General features: G+C 65.3%; 19 protein-coding genes and 1 tRNA gene. 15 read left to right on the top strand and 5 right to left on the bottom strand.

The genetic code is table 11. The annotated features are described in order from the left end of the window. Nucleotides 1-110 precede the first annotated feature (110 nt). The 8 genes from EII34_RS02830 to gndA all read left to right on the top strand — a co-directional run bounded on the left by EII34_RS02830 (nucleotide 111) and on the right by gndA (nucleotide 8,884). Nucleotides 111-1,640, top strand: coding sequence for a sugar ABC transporter ATP-binding protein (locus tag EII34_RS02830; protein ID WP_124842718.1), 1,530 nt, complete (start codon nucleotides 111-113; stop codon nucleotides 1,638-1,640). Further along, on the top strand, nucleotides 1,637-2,611 hold the full coding sequence (locus EII34_RS02825; RefSeq protein WP_124842716.1) for an ABC transporter permease: 975 nt from the start codon (nucleotides 1,637-1,639) through the stop codon (nucleotides 2,609-2,611). The genes EII34_RS02830 and EII34_RS02825 overlap by 4 nt, the downstream gene beginning before the upstream one ends. Beyond that, nucleotides 2,608-3,636, top strand: a complete 1,029-nt coding sequence (locus EII34_RS02820) for an ABC transporter permease (protein ID WP_124842714.1) — start codon at nucleotides 2,608-2,610, stop codon at nucleotides 3,634-3,636. Before EII34_RS02825 ends, EII34_RS02820 begins: the two co-directional genes overlap by 4 nt. Further along, nucleotides 3,633-4,670: a rhamnose ABC transporter substrate-binding protein gene (rhaS, locus tag EII34_RS02815; RefSeq protein WP_124842712.1), complete on the top strand. Its 1,038-nt coding sequence runs from the start codon at nucleotides 3,633-3,635 to the stop codon at nucleotides 4,668-4,670. Before EII34_RS02820 ends, rhaS begins: the two co-directional genes overlap by 4 nt. Before the next feature lie 123 nt (nucleotides 4,671-4,793). Continuing rightward, nucleotides 4,794-4,878: transfer RNA gene (locus tag EII34_RS02810), tRNA-Leu, on the top strand. A 112-nt stretch (nucleotides 4,879-4,990) separates the two neighbouring features. Continuing rightward, nucleotides 4,991-5,908 (top strand): hypothetical protein, encoded by a 918-nt coding sequence (locus tag EII34_RS02805; RefSeq protein ID WP_124842710.1) that lies wholly within the window; start codon nucleotides 4,991-4,993, stop codon nucleotides 5,906-5,908. 74 nt (nucleotides 5,909-5,982) lie between these two features. Continuing rightward, the gene (locus tag EII34_RS02800; RefSeq protein ID WP_124842708.1) at nucleotides 5,983-7,401 is read left to right on the top strand and encodes a glucose-6-phosphate dehydrogenase; all 1,419 of its coding nucleotides are present in this window, start codon (nucleotides 5,983-5,985) and stop codon (nucleotides 7,399-7,401) included. Between the two features lie 22 nt (nucleotides 7,402-7,423). Further along, complete coding sequence (gene gndA / locus EII34_RS02795; RefSeq protein ID WP_124842706.1) at nucleotides 7,424-8,884, top strand: NADP-dependent phosphogluconate dehydrogenase; 1,461 nt, start codon at nucleotides 7,424-7,426, stop codon at nucleotides 8,882-8,884. A gap of 8 nt (nucleotides 8,885-8,892) precedes the next feature. On the opposite strand, the gene EII34_RS02790 is transcribed toward gndA, so the two are convergent. The 5 genes from EII34_RS02790 to EII34_RS02770 all read right to left on the bottom strand — a co-directional run bounded on the left by EII34_RS02790 (nucleotide 8,893) and on the right by EII34_RS02770 (nucleotide 14,107). Next, nucleotides 8,893-9,822, bottom strand: coding sequence for a LysR substrate-binding domain-containing protein (locus EII34_RS02790; RefSeq protein ID WP_124842704.1), 930 nt, complete (start codon nucleotides 9,820-9,822; stop codon nucleotides 8,893-8,895). Nucleotides 9,823-9,990: 168 nt separating this feature from the next. Continuing rightward, complete coding sequence (locus EII34_RS02785; protein ID WP_124842702.1) at nucleotides 9,991-10,974, bottom strand: substrate-binding domain-containing protein; 984 nt, start codon at nucleotides 10,972-10,974, stop codon at nucleotides 9,991-9,993. Then, nucleotides 10,971-12,251, bottom strand: a complete 1,281-nt coding sequence (fucP, locus tag EII34_RS02780; RefSeq protein WP_221620181.1) for an L-fucose:H+ symporter permease — start codon at nucleotides 12,249-12,251, stop codon at nucleotides 10,971-10,973. The genes EII34_RS02785 and fucP overlap by 4 nt, the downstream gene beginning before the upstream one ends. Before the next feature lie 55 nt (nucleotides 12,252-12,306). Further along, the gene (locus EII34_RS02775) at nucleotides 12,307-13,269 is read right to left on the bottom strand and encodes an aldo/keto reductase (RefSeq protein WP_124842698.1); all 963 of its coding nucleotides are present in this window, start codon (nucleotides 13,267-13,269) and stop codon (nucleotides 12,307-12,309) included. 13 nt (nucleotides 13,270-13,282) lie between these two features. Next, nucleotides 13,283-14,107, bottom strand: coding sequence for an undecaprenyl-diphosphate phosphatase (locus EII34_RS02770; protein ID WP_124842696.1), 825 nt, complete (start codon nucleotides 14,105-14,107; stop codon nucleotides 13,283-13,285). 152 nt (nucleotides 14,108-14,259) lie between these two features. Here EII34_RS02770 and EII34_RS02765 point away from each other — a divergent pair, with 152 nt between their 5' ends. The 7 genes from EII34_RS02765 to EII34_RS02735 all read left to right on the top strand — a co-directional run bounded on the left by EII34_RS02765 (nucleotide 14,260) and on the right by EII34_RS02735 (nucleotide 25,290). Beyond that, nucleotides 14,260-14,712 (top strand): hypothetical protein, encoded by a 453-nt coding sequence (locus tag EII34_RS02765; protein WP_124842694.1) that lies wholly within the window; start codon nucleotides 14,260-14,262, stop codon nucleotides 14,710-14,712. Continuing rightward, the gene (locus EII34_RS02760) at nucleotides 14,705-15,757 is read left to right on the top strand and encodes a DEAD/DEAH box helicase family protein (RefSeq protein WP_124842692.1); all 1,053 of its coding nucleotides are present in this window, start codon (nucleotides 14,705-14,707) and stop codon (nucleotides 15,755-15,757) included. Before EII34_RS02765 ends, EII34_RS02760 begins: the two co-directional genes overlap by 8 nt. Nucleotides 15,758-15,852: 95 nt before the next feature. Then, nucleotides 15,853-19,131, top strand: a complete 3,279-nt coding sequence (locus EII34_RS02755; protein WP_124842690.1) for a helicase-related protein — start codon at nucleotides 15,853-15,855, stop codon at nucleotides 19,129-19,131. After that, entirely contained in the window at nucleotides 19,124-19,789 is a 666-nt protein-coding gene (locus EII34_RS02750) for a DUF4391 domain-containing protein (RefSeq protein WP_124842688.1), read from the top strand. Before EII34_RS02755 ends, EII34_RS02750 begins: the two co-directional genes overlap by 8 nt. A gap of 2 nt (nucleotides 19,790-19,791) precedes the next feature. Further along, nucleotides 19,792-21,750, top strand: coding sequence for a site-specific DNA-methyltransferase (locus EII34_RS02745; protein ID WP_221620180.1), 1,959 nt, complete (start codon nucleotides 19,792-19,794; stop codon nucleotides 21,748-21,750). Then, nucleotides 21,750-23,627, top strand: coding sequence for a site-specific DNA-methyltransferase (locus EII34_RS02740; protein ID WP_124842686.1), 1,878 nt, complete (start codon nucleotides 21,750-21,752; stop codon nucleotides 23,625-23,627). The genes EII34_RS02745 and EII34_RS02740 overlap by 1 nt, the downstream gene beginning before the upstream one ends. A 13-nt stretch (nucleotides 23,628-23,640) precedes the next feature. Next, a complete protein-coding gene (locus EII34_RS02735) occupies nucleotides 23,641-25,290 on the top strand; it encodes an RNA-binding domain-containing protein (RefSeq protein WP_124842684.1) in 1,650 nt (549 codons plus the stop codon). Nucleotides 25,291-25,384 lie beyond the last annotated feature (94 nt).

Raw genomic sequence — 25,384 nt, 5'->3', positions numbered from 1 at the left:
GTAACGTTTCAAAATTTGTCGTCAGTTTCCCGCTCAGGGCTTCCCAGGAGCCTTCGACGTCGTTAGGCTACGGCCAACCGTTGACGAAGAGACGACAAGGAAGTGGTCTGATGCGGGTTCCCGAGGACAGTGCCGGGGTGACGGCGACACCGGTGCTGTGGATGAGTGGTGTCACGAAGAGCTTCGGGTCCGTCGCCGCCCTGCAGGACGGCACCTTGGAGCTCTTCCCCGGTTCCATCCATGCCCTGGTCGGGGAGAACGGGGCGGGGAAGTCCACCCTGGTCAAGATCATCGCGGGGTTCCACGAGCGCGACTCCGGACTGGTGGAGCTGGCAGGGGAGCCGGTGGCGTTCCGCAGCACCGCCGAGTCCCGTGCGGCGGGGATCGCCGTGATCTACCAGGAGCCGACGCTGTTCCCCGACCTCACGGTCACCGAGAACATCTTCATGGGGCGGCAGCCGACCCGGAGGTTCAAGGTGATCGACCGTCCGGCGATGCGTGCCGAGGCGGAGTCCCTCATGGCACGGCTCGGGGTGGGCCTCGACCCGGACCGGTTGGCCGATGGCCTGTCCATCGCCGATCAGCAGATCATCGAGATCGCCAAGGCGATCTCGCTGGATGCCCGGGTCCTCATCATGGATGAACCGACGGCGGCCCTGTCCGGGGTGGAGGTGGAGCGGCTGTTCGCCGTCGCACGTTCCCTGCGCGACGAGGGGCGGGCGTTGGTGTTCATCTCGCACCGCTTCGACGAGGTCTTCGAACTGACCGACACCATCACCGTGATGCGTGACGGATCCCACGTGATGACCGTCCCCACGGCTGGCACCAGCGTGGCGGAGATCGTGCGTGCGATGGTGGGACGGGACGTGACCGAGCTGTTCCCGAAGCAGCCGGCCAGGCTGGGGGAGACGGTCCTGGAGGTCACGGGACTCACCCGTGGTGGGGTGTTCTCCGACATCAGCTTCCAGGTCAGGCGCGGCGAGATCGTCGCCCTGGCAGGACTGGTCGGAGCGGGACGCTCCGAGGTGGCCCGGGCCATCTTCGGGATCGACCCCTACGACAGCGGTGTCGTCACGGTGGCGGGACGACCCCTGCCCGCTGCCTCACCCACGGCAGCGATGGCGGCCGGGTTGGCACTGGTGCCGGAGGATCGATGCGGTCAGGGCCTGGTGCTGGAGGCCCCGGTGCGGACCAACATCACCGATGCCATCCGTCGTCGGCTGGCCAGGTGGGGGTTCATCACCACTGCTCAGGAGAACGAGGTGGCCAACCGGTGGGCCGGACGTCTCGAGGTGAAGACCTCCGCCCTGGATGTGGCGGCCGGGACCCTCTCCGGTGGCAACCAGCAGAAGGTCGTACTGGCGAAATGGCTGGCCACCGAACCATCGGTGCTCATCATCGACGAGCCCACCCGTGGGATCGATGTCGGCACGAAGTCCGAGGTGCACCAGATGCTCTCCGACCTGGCCGGGCAGGGCATGGCGATCCTCATGATCTCCTCGGAGCTGCCCGAGGTGCTCGGCATGGCGGATCGGGTGCTGGTGATGCGGGAGGGGGAGCTCATGGCCACCCTCGACCGTGACGAGGCCACCCCCGAGACCGTGATGAGTGCTGCGACCCGTTCGGAGGTGACGGCATGAGGGCGTTGCTGCGGTCGCGGGAGATGGGGATCGCGCTGGTTCTCGTCGCGGTGGTGGTGCTCACCACCTGGCGCAATCCCGCCTTCCTGTTCTCCTCCGACGGGTTCCGTGACCTGCTGCTCACCCCCTCGATCCTGCTGGTGGTGGTGCTGGGCCAGGGCGTGGTGATCCTCACCCGCAACGTCGACCTCTCCGTCGGCTCGGTGCTGGGGTTGACGGCCTACCTGGTGGGCACCCTGTTCCGTGCCGGGGTGCCGACGGTGCTGGTGATCGCCGCGGGCCTGACACTCGGAGCTCTCCTCGGGCTGATCAACGGGGCCCTGGTGGCCCTGGGACGGGTGCCGTCGATGGTCATCACCCTGGGCACCCTCTACGCCTACCGGGGCCTGTGCGTGTGGTGGGCGGGAGCGGACCGCATCGACGCCTCAGAGCTGCCACCCGGGTTCCTGCGGCTCGGCACCCAGCAGATCCTGGGGCTGCCCGTGCTGACGATCATCTCCGGTCTGGCCCTGGCCGCGGTGGCCTGGTACCTCCACAACACACGTGGTGGCCGGGAGTGCTACGCCATCGGCTCCGACCCGGAGGCGGCGGTGCTCTACGGTCTGGACGTGCGACGGCGGGTGCTCACGGCCTTCGTGTTCTCCGGGCTCATGGCCGGGCTCGCCGGGGTGCTGCTCGCCGCCCGCTACGGCACCATCAACTCGGCCGCCGGGGACGGCTTCGAACTGGAGGCGGTGGGGGCGGCCGTCATCGGGGGCATCGCCATCACCGGTGGTGTCGGCACCATCGTCGGGGCGGCCCTGGGAGCGGCCCTGCTCGTCACCATCAACCGGGCCCTTCCCGTGCTGGGGATCCCTGACTTCTGGCAGCGCGCCGTCGTCGGTGTCCTCATCCTCGGCGCCATCGTCATGGACCGGGTGATGGCGGTCAGGCAACACCGCAGGAGGATCGAGAAAAGAGCTTCATCATGACCGCTGGAACCATCCCGACCCACGCCCGGCCCCTCTGGTGCCGGGTCCTGCTCACCCGCGAGATGGCGATGGTGGCGCTGCTCGCTGTGGTGCTGGTCGTCGCCGCGGTGACGGTGCCGAAGTTCGCCACCCCGGCGACGGTGACGTACCTGCTGCTCGATGTCGCGGTCATCCTCCTCATCGCGTTGCCGATGACCCCCATCATGATCACCGGCGACATCGACCTGTCGGTGGGGTCGATGGTCGGACTCGGTTCAGTGGTCTTCGGGGTGGCCCACCAGGCCGGGGCCGGTGTGCTGTCCGCACTGCTCCTCGCCCTGGGGGTCGGTGTGCTGGGCGGCCTCCTCAACGGGCTGCTCGTCACCCGGGTCGGTCTTCCGGCGCTGGCCGTCACCATCGGCACGATGGCGTTGTTCCGTGGCATCGCCGTCGGGCTCCTGGGCACGACGGCGGTCACGCAGTTCCCGCGCGAGTGGACGGCGTTGGCGAAGGCGAGGATTCCCGGTACCCCGATCCCGCTGATCATGATCGTCTTCCTGGTGCTGTTGGTGTTCTTCGTCGTGCTGCTGCACGCCACCACCTTCGGACGTGGGGTCTACGCCATCGGACTCAGCAGGGAGGCCGCCCGGTTCAACGGGGTCGCAGTGGCCAGGACCCGGCTGGTGCTCTTCGTGCTGTCCGGGGTGTTGTCCGCCTTCGCCGGGGTGTACTTCACGCTGCGTTTCGGCTCGGCGCGGGGCGACAATGCCACGGGGTATGAGCTGCAGGTGATCGCGGCCGTGGTACTGGGCGGGGTCTCCGTCTTCGGTGGTCGCGGGATGCTGCACGGCGTGGTCGCCGGTGTCCTCGTGGTCGGGGCGCTGGCCAATGCGCTCAGGTTGGCGGGGGTCACCGCGGATTTCATCAACATCATCACCGGGTGTCTCCTGGTGCTCTCCGTCATGGCGGCATCCTGGCTCGACTGGGCCCGGCGCCGTCGGTCAAGAAGGAACTCATCCGAGTCGAACAAGGGAAAGGTCCAATGAAGTTCTCAACCCTGGCCGTCAGGACGGCGGCCCTCGTCACCCTCTCAGCCCTCGCCCTGACCGCCTGCTCCGGTGAGGGAGGTGACGGCGACGGCACCGCCGGGGCGGCGAAGGGCAGTGGGGAGTTGTCGATCACCTTCGTGCCGAAGAACCTGGGCAACCCGTACTTCGACACCTCCAGCAAGGGTGGCAAGGCTGCCGTCGCCGAGTTCTCCGGCACGTTCAGTGAGGTGGGGCCCACCCAGGCGACACCGGATGCACAGGTGAGCTACATCAACACGCTCACCCAGCAGCAGGTGGGGGCCATCGTCATCTCCGCCAACGATCCGGCCGCCATCTGCGATGCACTGGGTGAGGCGCGCGAGGCCGGGGTCAAGGTGGTCACCTTCGACTCCGACACCAGTCCTGAGTGCCGCGACCTGTTCGTCAACCAGGCCGATGCGGCGGGGATCGCGAAGGTCCAGGTGGACATGATCGCCGAGCAGATCGGGGGCTCGGGGGAGATCGCGATCCTCTCCGCCTCGGCGAACGCGACGAACCAGAACACCTGGATCGAGATGATGAAGGAGGAGCTGGCGGCCAACCATCCCGGGATCACCCTCGTCGAGGTGGTCTACGGCGATGACGACGACCAGACCTCGTTCGACAAGACCGCGGCCCTGATCCAGAGCCACCCCAACCTCAAGGGGATCGTCTCGCCCACCACCGTTGGCATCGCCGCCGCGGCCCGCTACATCTCCACCTCCAGCGCGAAGGGCAAGGTGGCGATCACGGGGCTCGGCACCCCCAACCAGATGCGTGAGTACGTCAACGACGGCACGGTCAAGGAGTTCGCGCTGTGGAACCCGGAGGACCTGGGGTACCTCAGCTCCTATGCCGCGAAGGCCCTCATCGACGGCAGCATCAAGGGAGCCGAGGGGGAGAAGTTCACCGCGGGCAGGTTGAACGAGTACACCGTCGGGGCCGACGGGGTGGTGGTGCTCGGCGAGCCGTTCCGGTTCAACGCCGACAACATCGGGCAGTTCGACTTCTGAATCCGGCACTCGCGGCCCGGGGGGCGCCAGCAGGTACCCCCGGGCCGCCACCCGGCAGTTGCGTGCCGCGTCGGTGGGCTGGTAGTGTTCGTGGTCGCGCCCACCTCGGTGGGGGCTGCACAGGTCCGGGTGGCGGAATGGTAGACGCGCTAGCTTGAGGTGCTAGTGCCCGATACAGGGCGTGGAGGTTCAAGTCCTCTCTCGGACACACTCATCCCGGGGCATCCCAGATGTCCCGGGATTCTTTTGTCCCGACACGGATTGCAGCCGTGTTGCGCGGGGCATGAGCCGAAAAGGGACGATTGCCTACCCTGGGCCGCATGGCCACATGGACGCTGAAACCGGGAGAGATCACCAGGCGCGGTGAGATCGCCCAGCGTTACGGTGGCGGACAGCAACGAGGGATCGAGCCGTCGCGGACCACCCCCAACATCATGCTCTACTCGGACCCCGACGCAGGGGCCGAACACGACTACGACTTCGACGGTTGGGACGCGAAGGACGGGGTTTACCACTACACGGGGGAGGGGCAGGTCGGGGACCAGCGGATCACCAATGGGAACAGGGCGATCGTCGATTCCGCTGAAGATGGTCGTGTCCTGCGGGTGTTCGAGACCATCGGTGGAAAACAGCCCGGCGGAAAACTGCAGCGCTACATCGGGTCCTTCCGCGTCGACCCCGAGGCTCCGTACCGGATCGAGAGGATCACCCGCAACGGCCTGACCAGGAGGATCGTGGTCTTCCGGCTGCTGCCCGTCGATGCGGAACCCCCGGGTGGGTCGGTCGAGGCCGGGGGGACAGGTCTGCGCGGAGAGACCACCCTGGTGGGCACCGATTCCGCCGCGGTGAGGGAGTTCGAGGCAAAGGCCCGACGCAGCGGGTTCAGCACGCCGGAACGTGATGGTGTGATGCGGGCCTGGGAGGCGAAACTGCGTCGTGACAGGCATGACATCTACCGGGTTCAGATCACGCTGCCCGCCGAGGGCACCAGATTCCTGACCGACACCTACGACGCCACGGCGCAGGAGTTGTTCGACGTCCAACCGAGCAGTTCCAGGGGACATGTCCGGATGGGGATCGGACGGCTCCTCGACTTCCGACGACACGTGCAACCTCGGGTGTGCACTTTGTTGTTGCCGGAACGCCCGAGTGATGACCTGATGGGGCTGGTCTCCCATGCGCGTCTCGGACTGGTCGTTCGCCGGGGCCGGCAGTGGCAGCGGTTGATCCATCCCTGACCGACACGACAGCGGACACCGGGGCAGTCCTGGGTTGAGCTGGTAACCTCGCCCGCGCTGAAGGAGGACTCTGCATGAGCACAGACACTGACATCTTCGATGCCCTGAACGGTGAGACCGAGCGGGGGCCCGTGACCCTGCTCATCCTCGGGGCCAGCGGTGACCTCACGTCACGGCTGCTGCTGCCCGGCCTGGGAAGCCTGATGCGCCTCGAGGCCGACCGAGACCTCACGCTGATCGGGACCGGCCGCTCCGACATCAGCGACGAGCACTTCCGCCGGGTGATCGACGACGCCTTCACCCGGGTGCAGTGCCCGGAGGCGACCACCGCGCGCGTGAAGCGTCGTTCCCGCTACATCCAGGCCGATCCCACGAACCCGGACGACCTGCGCGAGCTCCTCGACGCCACCCACGGCACCGTCGTGATGTACTTCGCGTTGCCCCCGGCGGTGACGATGAGGATCTGCCACGTGCTCGAGACCATGGAACGTCCCGAGAACCTGCGGCTGGCCCTGGAGAAGCCCTTCGGCGTGGACCGGGCCTCCGCCATCGCCCTGAACGAGCAGCTGCAGCGCGTGGTCCCGGAGGACCAGATCTACCGGGTGGACCACATCCTGGCCACGGCGACGGTGCTCAACCTGGTGGGGCTCCGCTTCGCCAACCGGGCGCTCCAGCTGATCTGGGACGCCCAGCAGATCGAGCGCGTGGAGATCGTCTACGACGAGGTGCTGGCGCTGGAGGGTCGCGCAGCCTACTACGACAAGTCCGGGGCACTGCGTGACATGCTGCAGAGTCACCTGCTGCAGGTGCTCTCCCTGTTCGCGATGGAACCGGCGGCGAGCCTGGAACCCACCGAGATCCACGACCTCCAGGCACAGGTGCTGCGAGCCACCCGCGTCTGGGAGGGCGACCCGCTGCGCGCCGCACGTCGCGCCCGCTACACCGCTGGGTACGTCGACGGTCACGCCGTGCCCGCCTACGTCGACGAGGAGGGGGTGGACCCGGCGCTGGGGACCGAGACCCTGGCGGAGGTCACGCTCGAGATCCAGAACAACCGCTGGGCCGGGGTGCCCTTCACGCTGCGTTCCGGCAAGGGACTCAGCAAGAAGCGCAAGGAGATCATCTGCCACCTGCGTCCCGTGCCCCACCTCCCCGTCGGTTTCCGCTCCACCTGCAAGGACCCGGACCAGCTGCGCATCGGTCTCAACCCCGGCAACGTGACCCTGGACCTGTCGATGAACTCCGCCACCCCGAAGGTGCTGGAGAAGAAATCGCTCACCACGGAGCTCGGCCAGCCCGTCATGACCGCCTACGGGGAGGTGCTGCGGCAGATCTTCGACGGCAACCAGCTGCTGGCGGTGCGCGCCGACATCGCCGAGGAGTCGTGGCGGGTCTTCGAGTCCACTCTCGCCGCCTTCGCGAACAACGAGATCCCGATGGAGGAGTACCCCGCGGGCTCCTCCGGCCCCTGGCCCCTGAACCACACCGTCTGAGCCCCAATCCCAGGAGACAACGATGAGCACTTCCACTTCACAGCTCGCCCAGGTCGGCGTCATCGGCATGGCCGTCATGGGATCGAACCTGGCCCGCAACTTCGCCCGACACGGCTACCGCGTCGCCGTCTACAACCGCACCGCCAGCCGCACCGACCGCGTGGTCGCCGATCACGGTGACGAGGGCACGTTCCTGCCCGCACACACCCTGGCCGACTTCGTGGCCTCCATCGAGCGTCCCCGCAGCATCGTCATCATGGTCCAGGCCGGCAAGGGCACCGATGCCGTCATCGACGAGCTGATGCCGCTGCTGGAACCCGGCGACGTGGTGATGGACGGTGGCAACGCCCATTTCCGCGACACCATCCGACGCGAGCAGGAGGTCTCCGCCAAGGGCTTCCACTTCGTGGGATGTGGGATCAGCGGTGGTGAGTACGGGGCCTTGACCGGGCCGTCGATCATGCCGGGGGGAACTCCGGAGAGCTACCGGATCATCGGTCCGATGCTGGAGGACATCTCCGCCCACGTGACCAACGCCGACGGCAGTGTCGATCCCTGCTGCGCCTGGATGGGGCCCGACGGTGCCGGTCACTTCGTGAAGATGATCCACAACGGCATCGAGTACGCCGACATGCAGGTCATCGGCGAGGCCTGGATGCTGCTGCGTGGAGCCGGCTTCAGCAATGCCGAGTGCGCCGACATCTTCGCGCAGTGGAACACCGGTGACCTGGACTCCTACCTCATCGAGATCACCAGCGAGGTGCTGCGGCAGAAGGACCCGCGCACCGGGGCCGACCTCGTCGATGTCATCAAGGGCCGTGCCGGGATGAAGGGCACCGGCACGTGGACCGTCATGACGGCCCTGGAGCTCGGGGCTCCGGTCAGCGGGATCGCCGAGGCGGTGTTCGCCCGTGCGACCTCCAGTCACGACGACCTCAGGAACCTGGCCCAGGGTGCACTGGCCGGCCCCGACGGGACGGTGACCGTGGCCGACCGCGAGGCCTTCGTGGAGGACGTCCGCAGGGCGCTGTGGTGCAGCAAGGTCATCGCCTACTCGCAGGGTTTCGACGAGATCCGCACCGGCGGCAAGGAGTTCGGCTGGGACATCCGCGTCGCGGATGCCGCGATGATCTGGCGGGACGGCTGCATCATCCGTGCGAAGCTGCTGGAGCGCATCCGGCAGGAGTACGCGGCTGACCCGGGTCTGGTGTCGTTCATGTGTGCGCCGTCGGTGGCCCCGGAGCTGGGGGAGTACCAGGAGGCGTGGCGACGGGTGGTGGCGACGGCGGTGACCTCCGGTGTGGGAGCCCCTGTCTTCGCCGCGACGCTGGCCTACTACGACCTGGCCCGGGCCCCGCGCGTCAACGCGGCTCTGACCCAGGCGCAGCGTGACTTCTTCGGTTCCCACACCTACGAGCGCATCGACGACGAGGGGCGCTGGCACCTCGACTGGTCCGGGGACCGCAGCGAGTCGCAGATCTGACCCGCTGGTCAGGTGTTCGGGTCACCGGGCCTCGTCGACGAGATCGGGCCGGGGCCAGGTGGGAACTCACCGTGGGTGGTTGCCCGGGACCCGACGTGTTGGGCATTGCGCAGGACGTGGTCGCGGAAGAGTTCGGCGGCGGGCAGGAGCTGTCGTTCACCGGACCAGCTCAGGCCGATGTCCCGGAAGACCCGTCCCGGCAGGTCGCGCAGGACGACCTCGCCGGGGCGTTCCGGGGCCAGGGCGATGCCGAGTCCTGCCGCCACGTAGCCGTAGAGTGACGGCAGGTCGTCCACCTCGTAGGAGATCCGTGGACGCAGTCCGGCCGTTGTGAAGAGGGCGTCGGTCGCCAGCCGCAGCTGGGAGCTGGCGCGCATCGCCACCAGTGGTTCCTCGGCCAGGTCCGCGACGGTGATGTCCTGCTGCCGGGTCAGCGGATGGTCCGTGGGCAGCACGACCTTGATCGGTTCCCGGAGCAGTACCCGCCACTGCCTGCCGGGGAGTTGTCGGGTGCTCAGCTCCAGATCGGGGTCGCTCGCCGCGGTGGTCTTGTCGCGGAGGGAACGCAGCTCCAGCCTCACCTCAGGATGTTGTTCCCGGAAGGCCGCGACGAGTTGCGGCACCAGCCAGGAGCCGAGTGAGGCCTGGTAGGCCAGGACCACGGTTCCTCGTTCCGGGTCCGTGAGCTGGGCGACGGCGGCCAGGCCGTCGTCGAGATGGTGCAGCATCGCGTCCACGTGTCTCTTGAACGCGGCCCCGGCTCGGGTGAGACGCAGCAGTCGGCCCTCCCGGTGCAGCAGGGGAGTGCCCACCTCGTCGCTCAGTCTGGTCAGGGCGCGGGAGATCGTCGGTTGCGAGGTGAGCTCCAGGTCGCTCACCTCGGTGACCGTGGCCCCGTCGGCCACCAGTTGGAACCACCGGAGGGTAGCAACATCCATATCAATACCTTATTTGCATGATTTCCCTGAAAAAAATGTATTGGACGTATGGATGGTGAGCATCGCATCATGGAGGCATGATGTTGTACCAAGCTCTTCTCACCAAGCTCCTTGACGCCGAGTTCGGGGCCTACCCGGCATCGCGTGGGGTTGGCGCCGGTGCTCCCGTCACGACCCCCAGCACGTCCGAATCCCGTACTCCACGTTCCTGGTTTGCACACCTGATACCGGCGACCCGCTGACCAGTTCCGTCCCGGTGGCCAGGTGAGCCGACGGGGCCTCGCCCTCGCGCACCTTGGCGACGACGGCCTTCACCCCTTCCCGGGCCATGTTCTGGGGGAACTGCATGGCCGTGGCGTCGATGTCACCGGGGCGCACCGAGTCCTTCATCGCGCGGCAACCACCATCGATGCTCACCACGACGACCCGACCCAGATCACGCCCGGCATCCTTCAGGGCGGTCACGGCGCCCAGTGCCGCTGGTTCATTGACCGCGTAGACCACGTTGATGCCGGGGTGTGCTGCCAGCAGTTCCGTCATGGCCTGCTGGGCCAACTGCTGATCCCCCTGGGTGTCAGCCCTGGCGGTCGGGGCCGTCGTCCCGAAACCGGCGAGGAAACCAGCTGCTCGTTCCTCGCCCGAGGCGATGCCCGGAGCCAGATCCAGCATCGCCACCTGAGGGGTCTCTCCCAGTTCTGCGACCTTCGCGGCCGCGTAGGTACCGACCAGCTCCCCGGCCCGATGGTTGTCGGTACCGAAATAGGCATCCGTGGTCTCCACCGGATCCATCGGGGTGTCCAGGGCGATCACGGTGATCCCGGCCTGCCTGGCCGCCGCGATCTCCGGTGCCAGCGCCGTCGAGTCCGTCGGCGCGATGAGGATGCCGTCCACCTTCTTCTCCACCATCTCCTGCAGTGCCTGACGCTGAGCGTCGACGTCGACGTCACTGCTGCCCGTGGCGACGGTGAGGGTCGCACCTGCACGGCGAGCGGTGTCCTCGGCGACCTCCCGCATCGTGACCCAGTACGGATTGGTCTCCTGCTTGGTGATGAGTCCGATGTGCACGGGAGGACGGTTGTCGCTGCACGCTCCCAGCACGGCGGTCAGTGTCGCCACCAGGATGACGGCGAGCAGGGTGCGTGAGGTCCTCATGATGTCTCCTCCCGGGAGTGGGTGAGGTCGTAGCCAGCGTAGGCCGCGACCAGGGCGAGGCAGACGGCGGGCACGACGAAGCCGAGGGCAGAGCCCGCGACATCCATCACGGTGGCCTGGACCAGGGGGATGGTCGCCCCGCCGAGGATGGCCATGACCAGTCCCGCGGAGCCGAACTTGGTGTCCTCACCGAGGCCCTTCAGGGCGATGCCGTAGATGGTGGGGAACATCAGTGACAGGGCGGCCGAGATGCTCACGACGGCGATCAACCCGATGACGTTGAGCACGAACATGGAGGTGAGGCAACATCCCACCCCGAACAGCGCCATGACCAGCAGGAGTCGTGCCGGTTTGACGACGCCGAGCAGGAGGACCATCACGAACCTGGCGACGAGGAACAGCAGCAGGCTGGCCTGCAGCCACCACCCGGCCTGCTCCGGGGAGGTGCCGACGACGTCCTGGGCGTAGATGATGGTGTAGGTCCAGGTGCAGGTCTGCGCGGCGACGTTGAAGAACTGGGCGAACACCCCCCAGCGGTAGTGCCCGTTGCGCCACAGCCTGCCGAACCGGCCACCTTGAGCGACGGGGGTGTCGTCGCGGGCCGGCAGCGGAAGGCGACGGAAGGCGATGAGCAGCCAGATCACCACCAGGGCCGTCGCGATGCCGAGGTAGGGGCCCAGGACCAGTCCCAGGTCGGCCTCCTGCGCGGCACGCAGCTCGGTCTCGTCCATGATGGACTTCGCGGGCTCCGGGGTCAGGTGGGGCAGGATGAGGACCGCGCCCATCAGCACGCCGAGGTTGGCACCGATGGGGTTGAAGGCCTGGGCGAGGTTGAGGCGACGGGTGGCGGTGGTCTCGTCCCCCATGGCGATCACCAGGGGGTTGGCCGAGGTCTCCAGGATCGACAGGCCTGCGGCGAGTGCGAACAGGGCCAGCAGGAACATCCCGTAGGTCAACATCTTCGCGGCAGGGATGAAGAGGAACCCGCCGATGGCGGCCAGACCGAGCCCGGTCAGCAGGCCCGCCTTGAAGCCGAAGCGCTGGTTGATCATGGCCGCGGGGATCGCCAGCAGGAAATAGGCCCCGTAGTAGGCGAACTGCACCAGGGAGGACTCGAGGATGCTCATGGTGAAGATGCTGCGGAACACGCCGACCAACACGTCGGTCAGGTTGGCGGCGGTGCCCCAGGCGGCGAAGCACAGCAGCAGGAGCAGGAACGGGATCCGGAGCTGTCCGGGCACCAGGGGTGCTCGTCGGGTGGTCGGTTGAGCGCTCATCCGCATCTCCTGTCGTTGGGCGGCGCTGCCCGCTGGGGTGGGACCAGTCTAACCCCTAGGTCCGGTACTGGTTGGGACCTCCGGAGATGTCATCGAGGGCAGCGATGATGGGGGGCACCAACAGTTTGGTCTCCGCATCCAACAACTCGGCCAGGTGATCCGCGGTGCGAGGCCCGATCAGTGCACTCGCCACCTGGGGGGCATCACGCACCCACATCAGGGCCACCTGTGACGGGGTGAGCCCCAGCCCCTCGGCCGCCGTCGAGACGGCCTCGACGACGGAGCGGCTGCGGGGCTGCAGATAGGGTTCCAGGAACCACCCGAAGTGTTCGGAGGCGGCCCGTGAGTCCTTCGGGATCTTGCGCAGGTACTTGCCGGTGAGAGCTCCTCGACCGAGTGCCGACCATGCGAGCACTCCCAGCTGATGGTGCCGGGCCGCCCCGATCACCTCCACCTCCGCACGCCTGGCGAGCAGGGAGTACTCCACCTGGACGGAGGCCAGTTTCGTCCGGCCGGCGACCGCCTCCTGCCAGGTGGCGGCGGTGGCGGTCTGCCAGCCGACGAAGTTGCTGATGCCGACGTAGCGGGCCATGCCTCGGGAGACGGCCTGGTCCAGTGCAGAGAGGGTCTCCTCGATGGGGGCCTGCCCCCAGGCGTGGACCTGCCACAGGTCGACATGATCGGTGCGCAGCCGTCGCAGCGACCCCTCCAGGTCGCTCAGCAGGGCGGCCCGGGAGGTGTCGATGATGCGTTTGCCGCCCCGGATGACGAACCCTGCCTTCGTCGCGATGACGAGGGACTCACGGGGGACGCCTGCCGCCAGGAGCTTGCCGATCATCTTCTCCGCGACACCACCGCCGTACGCAGGGGCGGTGTCGATGAGGTTGCCCCCGGCCTCGACGAAGTCGCCGACGATCTCCTGGACGGCCGACCACTCGACGTCCCGACCCCAGGCCATCGTCCCGAGACCTACCCGGGAGATCTGGAGCCCTGAACGTCCGAGCGCGCGATACTGCATGAACCCCCCTGAATCAACCTGCCTGCAGGACACCCGTCAGCAGCAGGACGGACACCACTGCGGCGACTCCCCAACGGTAGTAGACGAATCCCTTGAACGTGTGGTTGGAGATGAACTTCAGCAGCCAGGCGATCACCGCGTAGCCGATCGCGAAGGCCAGCACGGTGGCCACGATCGTCGGCCCCCAGGCCGTGTGTCCCTCGCCGATGTCCTTCAACTTGTACAACCCGGAGCCGAACACCGCGGGGATGGCCAGCAGGAAGGAGTACCGGGCTGCGGCCTCACGGGTGTAGCCCATGAACAGGCCACCCGAGATGGTCATGCCGGAGCGGGAGACCCCGGGGATGAGGGCGCAGGCCTGGGCCAGGCCGAACCACAGGCCGTGTCCCCAGGTGAGGTCCTTCAGGCCCCGGCGGTTGTGCTCGGCCATCCGGTCGGCCAGCAGCAGCACCACGCCGATGGCCACCAGCATGAACACGGTGAGCCACAGGTTGCGCAGGTAGGTGTCGATGGCGTCCTGGAAGAGCAATCCCAGCACGACGATGGGGATGGAGCCGATGATGACCAGCCAGCCCATGCGGGCGTCCGGATCGTTCCGGTCGACCTTGCCGACCAGCGATCCGCACCACTGCTTGACGATGCGCACGATGTCACGCCAGAAGTAGACCAGCACGGCGGTCTCGGTGCCGAGCTGGGTCACGGCCGTGAAGGCGGCCCCGGGGTCGCGCCCCTCGAACAGCAGCTGCCCGACGATGGAGACGTGTGCACTCGACGAGATGGGCAGGAACTCCGTCAAACCCTGGACGACGCCCAACACGATGGCCTCGAACCATCCCATGTTTCCTCCTGAAAAAGAATCGCCCCCATGTCCGGGTGGCTACTCTAGCCCTGCTGGTCAACGGTCCTCGAACCGACGTCCTGCGCCTCCTCGTTGCCGTCCAACGGATAAGGTGTCGGGGGACGCAATGAAGCAGGAAAGGTGTGTGCGGGATGACCACTGGCCAAGACGACAGGCCCTCCGGCTCCTGGGATGAGCTGTTGATGGCTACTGCGGTGGCGGAGCTTGAGTTGATCGATCGAGATCGGGAGACGGTGCGGTTGATCGAGGCGGGTTGGGAGGACGAGCGGATCGCGGAGCAGTTGGGACAGCGACTTGGGGTCGTGCGTTCGATCCGTGGCCAGGTCTCCCAGGGAGAGGAGGTTCAGCCGTTGACTCCTCACGAGGTGGGGTTGCGTCGTTTCGTTGGGGAGATCACCACCGAGGAGATGATGGAGCGGCTGCGGTCCTGGCCCTACACCTTCGGGAAACTCCACTACGACTTCTACGACGCAGGCAGCTGGGACGACGTGGCAGGCCTGGCAGCACTCGATCAGATCACAGACGAGGAGTATCGGGAGCTGCGGTTGATCGCTGAGCAGATGCCCGGCTACCCGCATGACTGAATTGCCCGAGCAGCGGCTTCAACGCACGAAGGAACAGGTTGGGGCTGCCGTGAAGCGGCTTGCCGTCCGGGACTCGTTGCCCAGCAAACCCCCTGAGGGATCCTTGTGGGGGAGTCTGGACAAGGCGATCATCCAGGCCTACGTGGCTCGTGCGGGGCGGGAGGCTGCCCGGGAGGGGCGGGCGATCATCATGGCCGGGCCACCCGGGGCGGGCAAGAGCCACGGGGTGGCAGCGGTCCGGCAGGTGTTGGGGCCAGAGGAATCACGTCGGTTCGGTGTCGTGGAGGACGGGTACGTCACTGTCGATGCCGATGATGTGAAACAACTCCTGCTCGGCAACCCGGTACCCGGACTGGAGATCGACCCCGATCTGCTGGCCCGGGCTCGCCAACACTGGGATGCGGTGATCGCCGAGTGTGCGCCGGAGCCGCTGGCCGATGGGCGGCCGTTGTTGCGGGGTGAGTTGGCCACCCTGGTCCACCCGTTGTCCACCGCCACGGCGGACAGTGCGAGGAAGCGACTGGTCGCGATGAGGACCAACATCAAGATCGAGGGAACCCTGCAGTGGATGGAACCCTCCGGCGAGGGCCAAGGACCAAGGTTGCTCAAAGAACTCGCGGTTCGCAGGTACACCCAGGTGAGCATCGTTGCGGTGGATGCGTCGAAGGAGCTCTGCCTGGCAGGAGCACACCACCGCTGGGCCGAGCCCCGAAGCACAGGAGACGTGACTGCCCGGTACGCCCCGCCTGAGGCCGTTGAGTCGATGTTCACCCCCGGCAACCCGATCAGCCGGTGCATCGACAACGCCCGCACCACCCACGACCTGGCCCGCCAGGAAGAAGTGTTCAAGGACGTGAACCTGTTCATCGCACACCGGGGAGAACGACCCGCGGTGGAACACATTGACCAAGCCGGAAAGGCGCGGGTTCTCCCGGCGCGGCCGCAGCAGCCCAGAACACCTACCGTCACCGGGGAGCTTGGTCAAGGGCGAGCGGGCAAAAGGGCCAGCCTGTCCCGGACACGACGTCCCGGTCTGGAGCGCTGAACGGCGAGAGCCAGTATCATCGAGCCAGCCGTGGATGAGGGAGGACAGGCGTGGCTGGACCAGGGGTCGTCGATCTCGGGGACGGCGTGTAGTCCGTGGGGATCATCGACAACGTCAGCACGCGGCTGGGGGACGATCTACGGAGAGAACTCCGCCCGAGGTCGAGGCTGCGCGTCGCGGCGTCGACCTTCTCCATCTTCGCATTCGAGGCCCTACGGGATGAGCTGCTGCAGCTCGAGGAGTTGGAGTTCATCTTCACGGACCCGTCGTTCATCGCCGAGCAGGCCACGGACAAGGTCCGTAAACAGCGCCGCCAGTTCTTCATCCCCGGTGGTGGGGCTGAACGAGGACTGGCCGGGACGGAGTTCGAGATCCGGCTACGGAACAAGCTCACCCAGCGGGCCATTGCCCGCGAGTGTGCGGAATGGGTGCGGCGCAAGGTTCGTTTCCGCAGCAACGCCAATGGCAAGCAGATGCAGCAGTTCGCGGTGATCGATGACCGCGTGGCCTATGCCCCTCTCCAAGGGTTCAGCACCACTGATCTGGGATACGAGCGGGGCAGCGCGGTGTCGAGCTTCGTGCAACGCAGCGACGAGGCGTCGACCACGACGCGGTACCTGAAACTGTTCGACCAGATCTGGAACGATCCCTGGCAGGTGGAGGATGTCACCAGGGCGGTCCATGAGCACATCGCCAGCGTCTACGCCGAGAACTCCCCGGCCCGCATCTACTTCCTGATCCTGCAGAATCTCTTCGCCGACTTCCTGGCCGATGTGAGTGAGGACGTCCTGCCCAATGACCGGACCGGCTACCAGGACACGCTGGTCTGGCAGAGCCTGTACAACTTCCAGCGAGATGCCGCGACGGGCATCATCAACAAGTTGGAGACCTACAACGGGTGCATCCTTGCCGACTCGGTTGGGCTCGGCAAGACGTTCACTGCACTGGCGGTCATCAAGTACTACGAGCTGCGCAACAAGTCCGTGCTGGTGCTGTGTCCGAAGAAACTCGCCGAGAACTGGACGAACTACAACGCGAACCTGACGACGAACATCTTCGCCGGAGATCGCTTCAACTACGACGTGCTCGCCCACACCGACCTGTCCCGCGCCAAGGGCGAGTCGCTCGGCCTTCGGCTGGATCGGGTCAACTGGGGCAACTACGACCTCGTGGTGATCGACGAGTCGCACAACTTCCGCAACGCCGACTATGCGCAGGAGCGGGAGTCCCGCTACCAGCGGCTCATGCGCAGGGTGATCCGTGACGGGGTCCGGACCAAGGTGCTGATGCTGTCCGCCACGCCGGTGAACAACCGGTTCAACGACCTGAGGAATCAGCTCCAACTGGCCTACGAAGGGGAGTCGGAGAACCTGTCACAGCACCTGAATCTTTCCACCACGGTCGAGAAGGTGTTCTCGACCGCGCAGGGGGTGTTCAACGAGTGGTCCAAGCTGCCGCCGGAGCAGCGCACGACGGAGCGGATCCTCCAGATGCTGGACCTCGATTTCTTCGAGCTCCTCGACGCGGTGACCATTGCCCGTTCCCGCAGGCACATCCAGACCCTGTACGACACCACAGGAATCGGGGCCTTCCCCGAAAGGTTGACGCCGCGTTCGATCCGGGAGCCATTGACCGATCTGGAGGAGGTTCCGGGCTTCGACGACATCTTCGAGCAGCTGCAGGAGCTGAAGCTGGCGGTGTACACGCCCCTCGCCTACGTGCTGCCGAGTCGTCGCCGCAAGTACGAGGACCTCTACGACATCACCACCGGTGGTGCTCGCCCCACCTTGGGACAGGCAGGCCGTGAACAGGGCCTGAAGAAACTGATGACGGTGAACCTGCTCAAACGGTTGGAGAGCTCCGTCGAGGCGTTCCGGCTCACCTTGGCCAAGATCGAGGACTCCATCAACCGGACGCTGACCAGGATCGGCTCCCGTGCAGGCAGTCTGGCTGGATTGAGCCCTGACCTGGCGGAGCTGGACCTCGACATCGCCGACGGGGAGGACGCGAACGTCGAGGCGATGTCCTACGGGGAGAAGATCCGTATCGACCTGGCGGACCTGGATGTCGAATCCTGGCAGCAGGACCTCTGGCACGACAGGGAGACGTTGCGGGAACTCCTCGACGAGATGCACAGGATCACGCCTGAGCACGACCTCAAGTTGCGTCGCCTGCGTCAGGTCATTCAGGACAAGGTGCGTGATCCGCTCAACCCGGGAAACCGCAAGGTCCTGGTGTTCTCCGCCTTCGCCGACACCGCGGAATACCTGTACCGGGAGCTGGCCCCGGGGCTTGCCGTGGCAGGGCTGGAGACCGCCGTCATCACAGGTGGCACCCATGCCACGAAGTCCACCCTCGGCAAGGGAGCCGACCCCCAGGAAGTGATGACATTGTTCTCGCCCCGCTCCAAGCAGCGACACCTCACGATGCCTGAGGAGAGCCGAGAACTGGACGTGCTCATCGGCACCGATGTCATCAGCGAGGGGCAGAACCTGCAGGACTGCGACTTCCTGGTCAACTACGACATCCACTGGAACCCGGTGCGGATCATCCAGCGGTTCGGGCGGATCGACCGCATCGGGTCCATCAACGAGCGGATCCAGCTGGTGAACTTCTGGCCGGACATCTCGCTGGATGAGTACATCAACCTCAAGGAACGTGTCGAGAACCGGATGGTGATCGCCGACTTGGCCGGAACTGCTGATGACAACGTCCTCAACCCGCAGAACGTGGAGGCGGCCTTCCGCAGGGAACAACTCCGCAAGCTGCAGGACGAGGTGATCGAGCTCGAGGACGTCCGAACCGGTGTCTCGATCACCGATCTCGGGCTCAACGACTTCCGCATGGACCTGTTGACCTATCTGAGGGAGCACGAGGACCTCGCCTCCGCGCCACGCGGACTCCACGCGGTGATCCCTGCCGATCCGGACAACGGGTTGCCGCCGGGGGTCATCTTCGCGTTGCGCAACGTCAACGCGGATGAACACATCAACCGGGGCAATCGACTGCATCCGCACTATCTGGTCTATCTCGACGATCAGGGTGAGGTGGTGGCGAACCACACTGAGGCCAAGCGGGTGCTCGACCTGCTTCGGCGGGGTTGCCGCCCCCACGACGAACCTGTGTCGCACGTGGTGGCAGTCTTCAACGCTGTGACCCAGGACGGCATGGAGATGGGCAGGTATTCCGGTCTGCTCACCGATGCAATCCGTTCCATGATCGAGGTCACCGAGGAACGAGATGTGGACAGTCTCTTCAGCGGTGGCAGCACCACAGCCCTGACCCAGGTGATCGCCGGGTTGGATGACTTCGAGCTGACCGCCTTCGTCGCCGTCGTCTCCCCTGACCAAGGCGGTGACGTACGAGATGGTTGAGCTGCTGCACCAGTGGCCGGCAGCCGCACGGGTGGGGACCCGGGTGGCGAAGGAGAAGATCCAGACGCATGGTCCCGGCGGGACGTCGATGCGGCAGCGGCTTGTCACGGAGGTGGAGCGCATCACATGGGCCTACAAGCTCGCGGAGGTGACGGTCAACCTCGAGGGCAGTCCGGAGGTGCCGGAGATCCAGGTCTTCGTCGTCGAGGCCAAGGGGGAGGACGTCAGTGATGAGGTCCTTGCAGCCATGGACAAGGCCGTGAAGTTCCCGATCGTCTTCGAGGTCGTGCGGCACCGGGAGGGAGCCGCCGAGGTGCGGATGGTGGCGGCCCTCAAGCAGCTGGACGGCGGTCGCCCCAGGCTCAGCGCATACCACTCGACCAGGTGGCTACCTGTGGATGCACCCAGGCAACCCATGCCGACGGCGATCACCCTGCCGCTGCTGTACACCGCGCTGTTGGCCCCCTTGACCTCGGTATCGATCCGCCCGGGCGAGGAGATGTCGCAACTCGCCGACAGGCTGGACGCGGTGCGTCGACTGGAACGGGAAGTGAGCACTCTGGAGCGTCGGATGCGACAGGAACGACAGTTCAACCGTAAGGTTGAGCTTCGACGACGGCTCAAGGCCACACAACACGAGTTGGAACAGCAGAGGTGATGATGGACAGATTGCGTCTGACCTCACCCGATGGCGTTGGCGACAACATCGAGAAGCTGGCAGGGCTGTTCCCGCACGTGGTGACCGAGGCTCACGACTCCGCAGGGAACCCCACCCGAATGATCGACTTCGACGCTCTCAAGCAGGAGCTGTCCGATCATGCGGTGGAGGAGCCCAAGGAGCGCTACCAGCTGGACTGGCCGGGTAAACGGAAGGCAGTACTCGCAGCCAACATCCCGACCACCAGGACCCTGCGACCACGCCGTGAGGAGTCGGTGAACTTCGATTCCACCCGAAACCTGTTCATCGAGGGGGACAACCTGGAGGTGCTGAAGCTGCTCCAGGAGTCCTACCTGGGGCGGGTGAAGCTCATCTACATCGACCCGCCGTACAACACCGGCAAGGACTTCATCTACGACGACGACTATGCCGAGACCGCCAGCCAGTACCTGCAACGCTCCGGACAGAGCGACGATCTTGGCGGCAGGTTGGTGACCAACAGTGAGACCGGTGGGCGCTACCACTCCAACTGGCTGTCCATGATGTATCCCCGGCTGAGGCTGGCCCGGAACCTCCTCAAGGACGACGGTGCCATCTTCATCTCCATCGACGACCACGAGGTGGCAAATCTGCGTGCCCTGTGCGACGAGGTCTTCGGGGCGCAGAACTTCGTGGCCCAGATCGTCTGGCAGAAGGTCTACTCGCCGAAGAACTCCGCCCAGTGGTTCTCGGAGGACCACGACTACATCCTCTGCTACGCACGGAACAAGGCCTCGTGGCAGCCCAACCAGCTGCCGCGAACCCCCGAGATGGAGGCTCGCTACAAGAACCCGGACAATGATCCTCGGGGACCGTGGAAGCCCAGCGACCTTGCTGCGAGGAACCGGTATGAAGCAGGGGTCTATGCCATCAGAACGCCATCGGGGCGAGTAATCCAGGGACCTCCCCGGGGAAGCTACTGGAGATTCAGCAAAGCAAAGTTTGTGGAGCTGGATGCGGACAATCGAATCTGGTGGGGAGCGGATGGGAACAACACACCCGCAGTGAAGCGTTTCCTCTCGGAGGTCTCCAACGGGCGGACTCCGCAGACTCTGTGGCTCTACCAAGAAGTAGGGCACACCCAGGATGCCAAGAAGACCTTGCTCAAGTACGTCCCCTTCCAGCACACGGAGAACGTCCTCAACTCGGTGAAACCGGTGCAGCTCATCCAGCGCATCCTCCAGCTGGCGACCAACCCTGAGGGTGAGGAGATCGTGCTGGATTTCTTCAGCGGCAGCGGCACCACGGCCCATGCCGTGTTCCAGCAGAACCAGGAGGATGGCGGCAACCGACGCTTCATCGCCGTGCAGCTGCCAGAACCGCTGAGCAGGCCGGAGCCCGATTTCGACTCGATCCTGGGGATGAGCCTCACCCGGGTGAAGAACGTGGCCGCGGAGCTCGAGCAGAGCACTGCGCCGGGAACCCAGCAGGACTCAGGCTTCAGGGTCCTCACCGTGGACAGCAGCAACCTCCACGACGTCGTGCTCTCTCCTGATGCAACGGCCCAAGCGGAGTTGACGGGGCTGGAGTCCACCATCAAGTCGGACCGCACCGGGGAGGACCTGCTGTTCCAGGTGCTCCTGGACTGGGGTCTGGAGCCAACGCTTCCGATCAGGACGGAGACCATCGATGGGCTCGAGGTGTATGACGTCGAGGAAGGTGCACTGATGTTCTGTCACCGACAGCGTGAGGTGACCGGTTCTCTCTCTCTCTCTCTCTCTCTCTCTCTCTCTCTCTCTCTCTCTCTCGGGCGGCCGAGGCCATCGCTCGGCGGCAGCCACTTCGCGCGGTGTTCTGCGACGCGGACTTCACCGACGACGCGGAGCGCATCAACGTGGAGCAGATCTTCAAGGAGCTGTCGCCGCACACTGAGGTCAAAACCCTGTGAGCAGAACCGTGGCTCACTGGTGGGTGGTGCGTGATGGACAAGCGCATCATGCACTCGCCCGATCTGGTGGCCCGCAACATCGAGAAGCTCGCGGAGCTCTTCCCAACCGTCATCACGGAAACTCGCGATGAGGACGGCAATGTGACCACCGCCATCGACTTCGACCTGCTCAGACAGGAACTCTCCGACCACATCGTGGAGGGACCCCAGGAACGCTACCGGCTGGACTGGCCGGGCAAACGAGCCGCGGCCTTCGCCGCCAACGCACCGATCGCCAAAACCCTTCGCCCCGTCCGCGAAGAGTCAGTGGACTTCGACACCACGAAGAACATCTTCATCGAAGGGGACAACCTCGACGCGCTGAAGCTCCTCCAGGAGTCCTACCTCGGCAAGGTCAAGCTCATCTACATCGACCCACCGTACAACACCGGCAACGACTTCATCTACGAGGACGACTTCGCCGAGACGGTCGAGGAGTACTTGATTCGCTCGGGACAGGTCGATGAAGCGGGCAGCCGATTGGTGACCAACAGTGATGCGAATGGTCGTTACCACTCCGATTGGCTCAGCATGATGTACCCGCGCTTGAAGCTGGCTCGCTCCCTGTTGGGCGATGACGGTCTCATTGCTGTTTCCATTGATGATCACGAGGTGGTGGGGCTTCGAGGAATCATGGATGAGATTTTCGGGGCAAGTAACTTTATCGCCACGGTGGTGTGGCACAAGATGGACAGTCCGAAGAACTCGGCACGTCATCTCAGTGAGGATCATGAGTATTTGGTTCTCTATGCGCGAAGTTCTGACCAGTGGCGGCCGAATCTGCTTCCGAGAACAGAAGAGATGGTGGCCAGATATAAGAACCCGGATGACGACCCGCGAGGGCCGTGGCTGCTGAGCGACCTGGCCGCCAGAAACCCCTACGAGGGTGGACGCTACTCCATCACAACCCCAAGTGGGAGAGTGATTGAAGGACCTCCTCCGGGGAGTTACTGGCGTGTCAACCGGAAGAAGTTCGATGAGCTCAACGCCGACGGGAGAATCTGGTGGGGCGACGGTTCGGTCCGGCCGGGGGTCAAACGCTTTCTGTCTGAGGTGCGTGGGGGTGTCGTTCCGCAGACCTACTGGAACTGGCGTGAAGTCGGTAGTACGCGTAATGCCAAGCAGGAGTTTCATCGGCTCATGGAGGCCTCCAGTGGGGAGCGCTTGTTTTTGACTCCCAAGCCCGTATCGTTGCTGATGCGTTTGCTTCAAATTGCAACGGATCCCGACTCGCTGATCTTGGATTTCTTTGCCGGGTCGGGGACAACTGCTGATGCGGTGATGCGTGCCAATGCGGCTGACCAAGGTTCTCGTAAGTTCATTTTGGTGCAGCTGGCTGAACCTATCGAGCCAGATTCAGGGCAGGTTGGTGAATCTCGCTACGAAACGCTGGTTGATGTGTGCCGAGATCGGATATCCCGAGCTGGCAAGAAGGTGTGTTCCACGGCTGAAGGGAGACTTGTTGACGCTGGGTGTCGTGTGTTTCGTGCTGAAACTTCCAACTTGCGGGAACTGTATATTCCTGCAGCACAGCATGTACAGGAAAAATTGACGGGCATGGCTCCCAGCATCAAGTCTGATCGCACCGCTGAGGACCTGCTCTTCCAAGTCATCCTTGACTGGGGTCTTGAGCTCTCGCTGCCCATTGCCCGGGACGAGGTGGACGGGTGCGAGGTGTTCGACGTCGATGAAGGTGCCTTGATCGCGTGTTTCGCGGAGTCGGTGACTCCTGCGGTGGTGCAGGCCATCGCGGAGCGTGGACCACTTCGTGCGGTCTTCCGGGATGACGCCTTCAGCTCGGATGCGGCCCGGATCAACGCGGAGCAGGTCTTCCGCGAGCTGTCGCCCAGCACCGAGGTGCGGACCATCTGAGATCATGGCTGTCATGACTGGTCCTCTCACCGATCTGCTGGAGCGGCTGCTTGCTGGCTGGGAGAACGAGGTCGTCGAGTTCAAGGAGGCCGCGCGGCAGTTCTCCGTCGACCAGACCGGCGAGTACGTCTCCGCGCTGAGCAACGAGGCCAATCTGCACGGTTTGAGCTCTGGATGGCTCGTCTTCGGGGTCTCGAACGACCGGCAGGTGCTGGGGACCACCCATCTGGTGGATGCTCAGCAACGACAGGCCCTGAAGCAGCACGTCCACCAGTCGATCGACCAAGGCCTCACCATCCGGGAGATCCACGAAGTGGTTCACGAGGGACGCCGCGTCGTGATGCTCGAGGTCCCTGCGGCTCCTCGGAGGATCCCGATCTCCTGGAAGGGCAACTACCGGGCTCGGGCAGGGGAAAGCCTCGTCCCGCTGTCCCTGGACAAGCTGGATGAGATCAGGCGGCAGACCATCGATGCTGACTGGACCGCAGCCGTGGTCCCCGAGGCCGAACTGCGGCACCTCGACCCGGCGGCCCTGGCGAGAGCACGCCGCGGTTTCGCGGAACGGCATGCCCCGCGCATCCCGGCCTCGGAGATCGAGGCGTGGGATGACGCCACCTTCCTGGCCAGGGCCAGGCTCACCCGTGATGGACGCATCACCCGGGCGGCCCTGTTGCTGCTCGGTGCTGACACCTCCACCCACCTGCTCACCCCCCATCCGGCTGAACTGACCTGGAAACTGGTGGGGGAGCAGCAGGCCTACGAGCATTTCCATCCGCCGTTCCTCCTGACCGCGGGCGCGCTGGCCAGCCGCATCCGCAACGTCCAGCTGCGGCTCATGCCGCCCGATGAACTCATCTACCGGGAGGTCAGCAAGTACGACGAACGCAGCCTGCTCGAGGCGCTGTACAACTGCATCGCGCATCAGGACTACACCCAGCGTGCCCGGATCATCGTCACCGAACACCCCGACAAGGTGGTTTTCAGCAGTCTCGGAAACTTCTACGACGGTGTCCCGGAGGACTACGTGCTTGGCGAACGCAGCCCGCAGCGCTACCGGAACCCCTTCCTCGTCGAGGCGATGACCGAGCTGAACCTCATCGACCACATGGGATACGGCATCCATCGGATGGCCCGGGACCAGATCCGTCGGTTCCTCCCGCTCCCGGACCACGACCTCAGCACCCCGGGAGAGGTTCGGCTCACCATCCCCGGAGCGGTCATCGACCCGGCCTTCAGTCAGCTGCTCATGGCACGCACCGACCTGCCCCTGGCGGATGTGCTGGCACTGGATCGGGTGCAAAAGAGTTTGCCAGTCAGTACAGAAGCCCTGACTCACCTCCGAAAGGCCAAGCTTGTCGAAGGACGTAAGCCGAGTCTGAGGGTTTCGGAGGAGATCGCCAGCGCGAGTGGACGGCTGGCAGACTACGTTCGTACGCGGCCACAGACGGATGCGCACTACGCGACCTTGGTCAGGGACTATCTGCAGCGCAGCGGGAGCGCAACCCGCCAGGAGATCGACACGTTGCTGCTGCCGCTGCTGCCCGAGGTGCTCTCCGTCAGACAGAAGGAGGTCAAGGTCTCCAACCTGCTCGCCAAGCTTCGTCGCGAGGGTTCCATCGTCAACGCAGGTACTCGGGCCCAGCCGCGATGGAAGCTTTCATAAATCTGGTGGTGGACGGGTGCAAGGTATGAAAGGAAGCGGCCCCTTCGATGAGGAAAACTCCTTGTCAGCGTGATTCAGGCTTTCTTGGAGGAGG

Origin of the sequence: Arachnia propionica (assembly GCF_003859805.1) — a bacterium.
Classification (GTDB): domain Bacteria; phylum Actinomycetota; class Actinomycetes; order Propionibacteriales; family Propionibacteriaceae; genus Arachnia; species Arachnia propionica_C.
The sequence above is the reverse complement of the archived record's forward strand: the minus strand, read 5'-3'. Positions and strand labels throughout refer to the sequence as shown.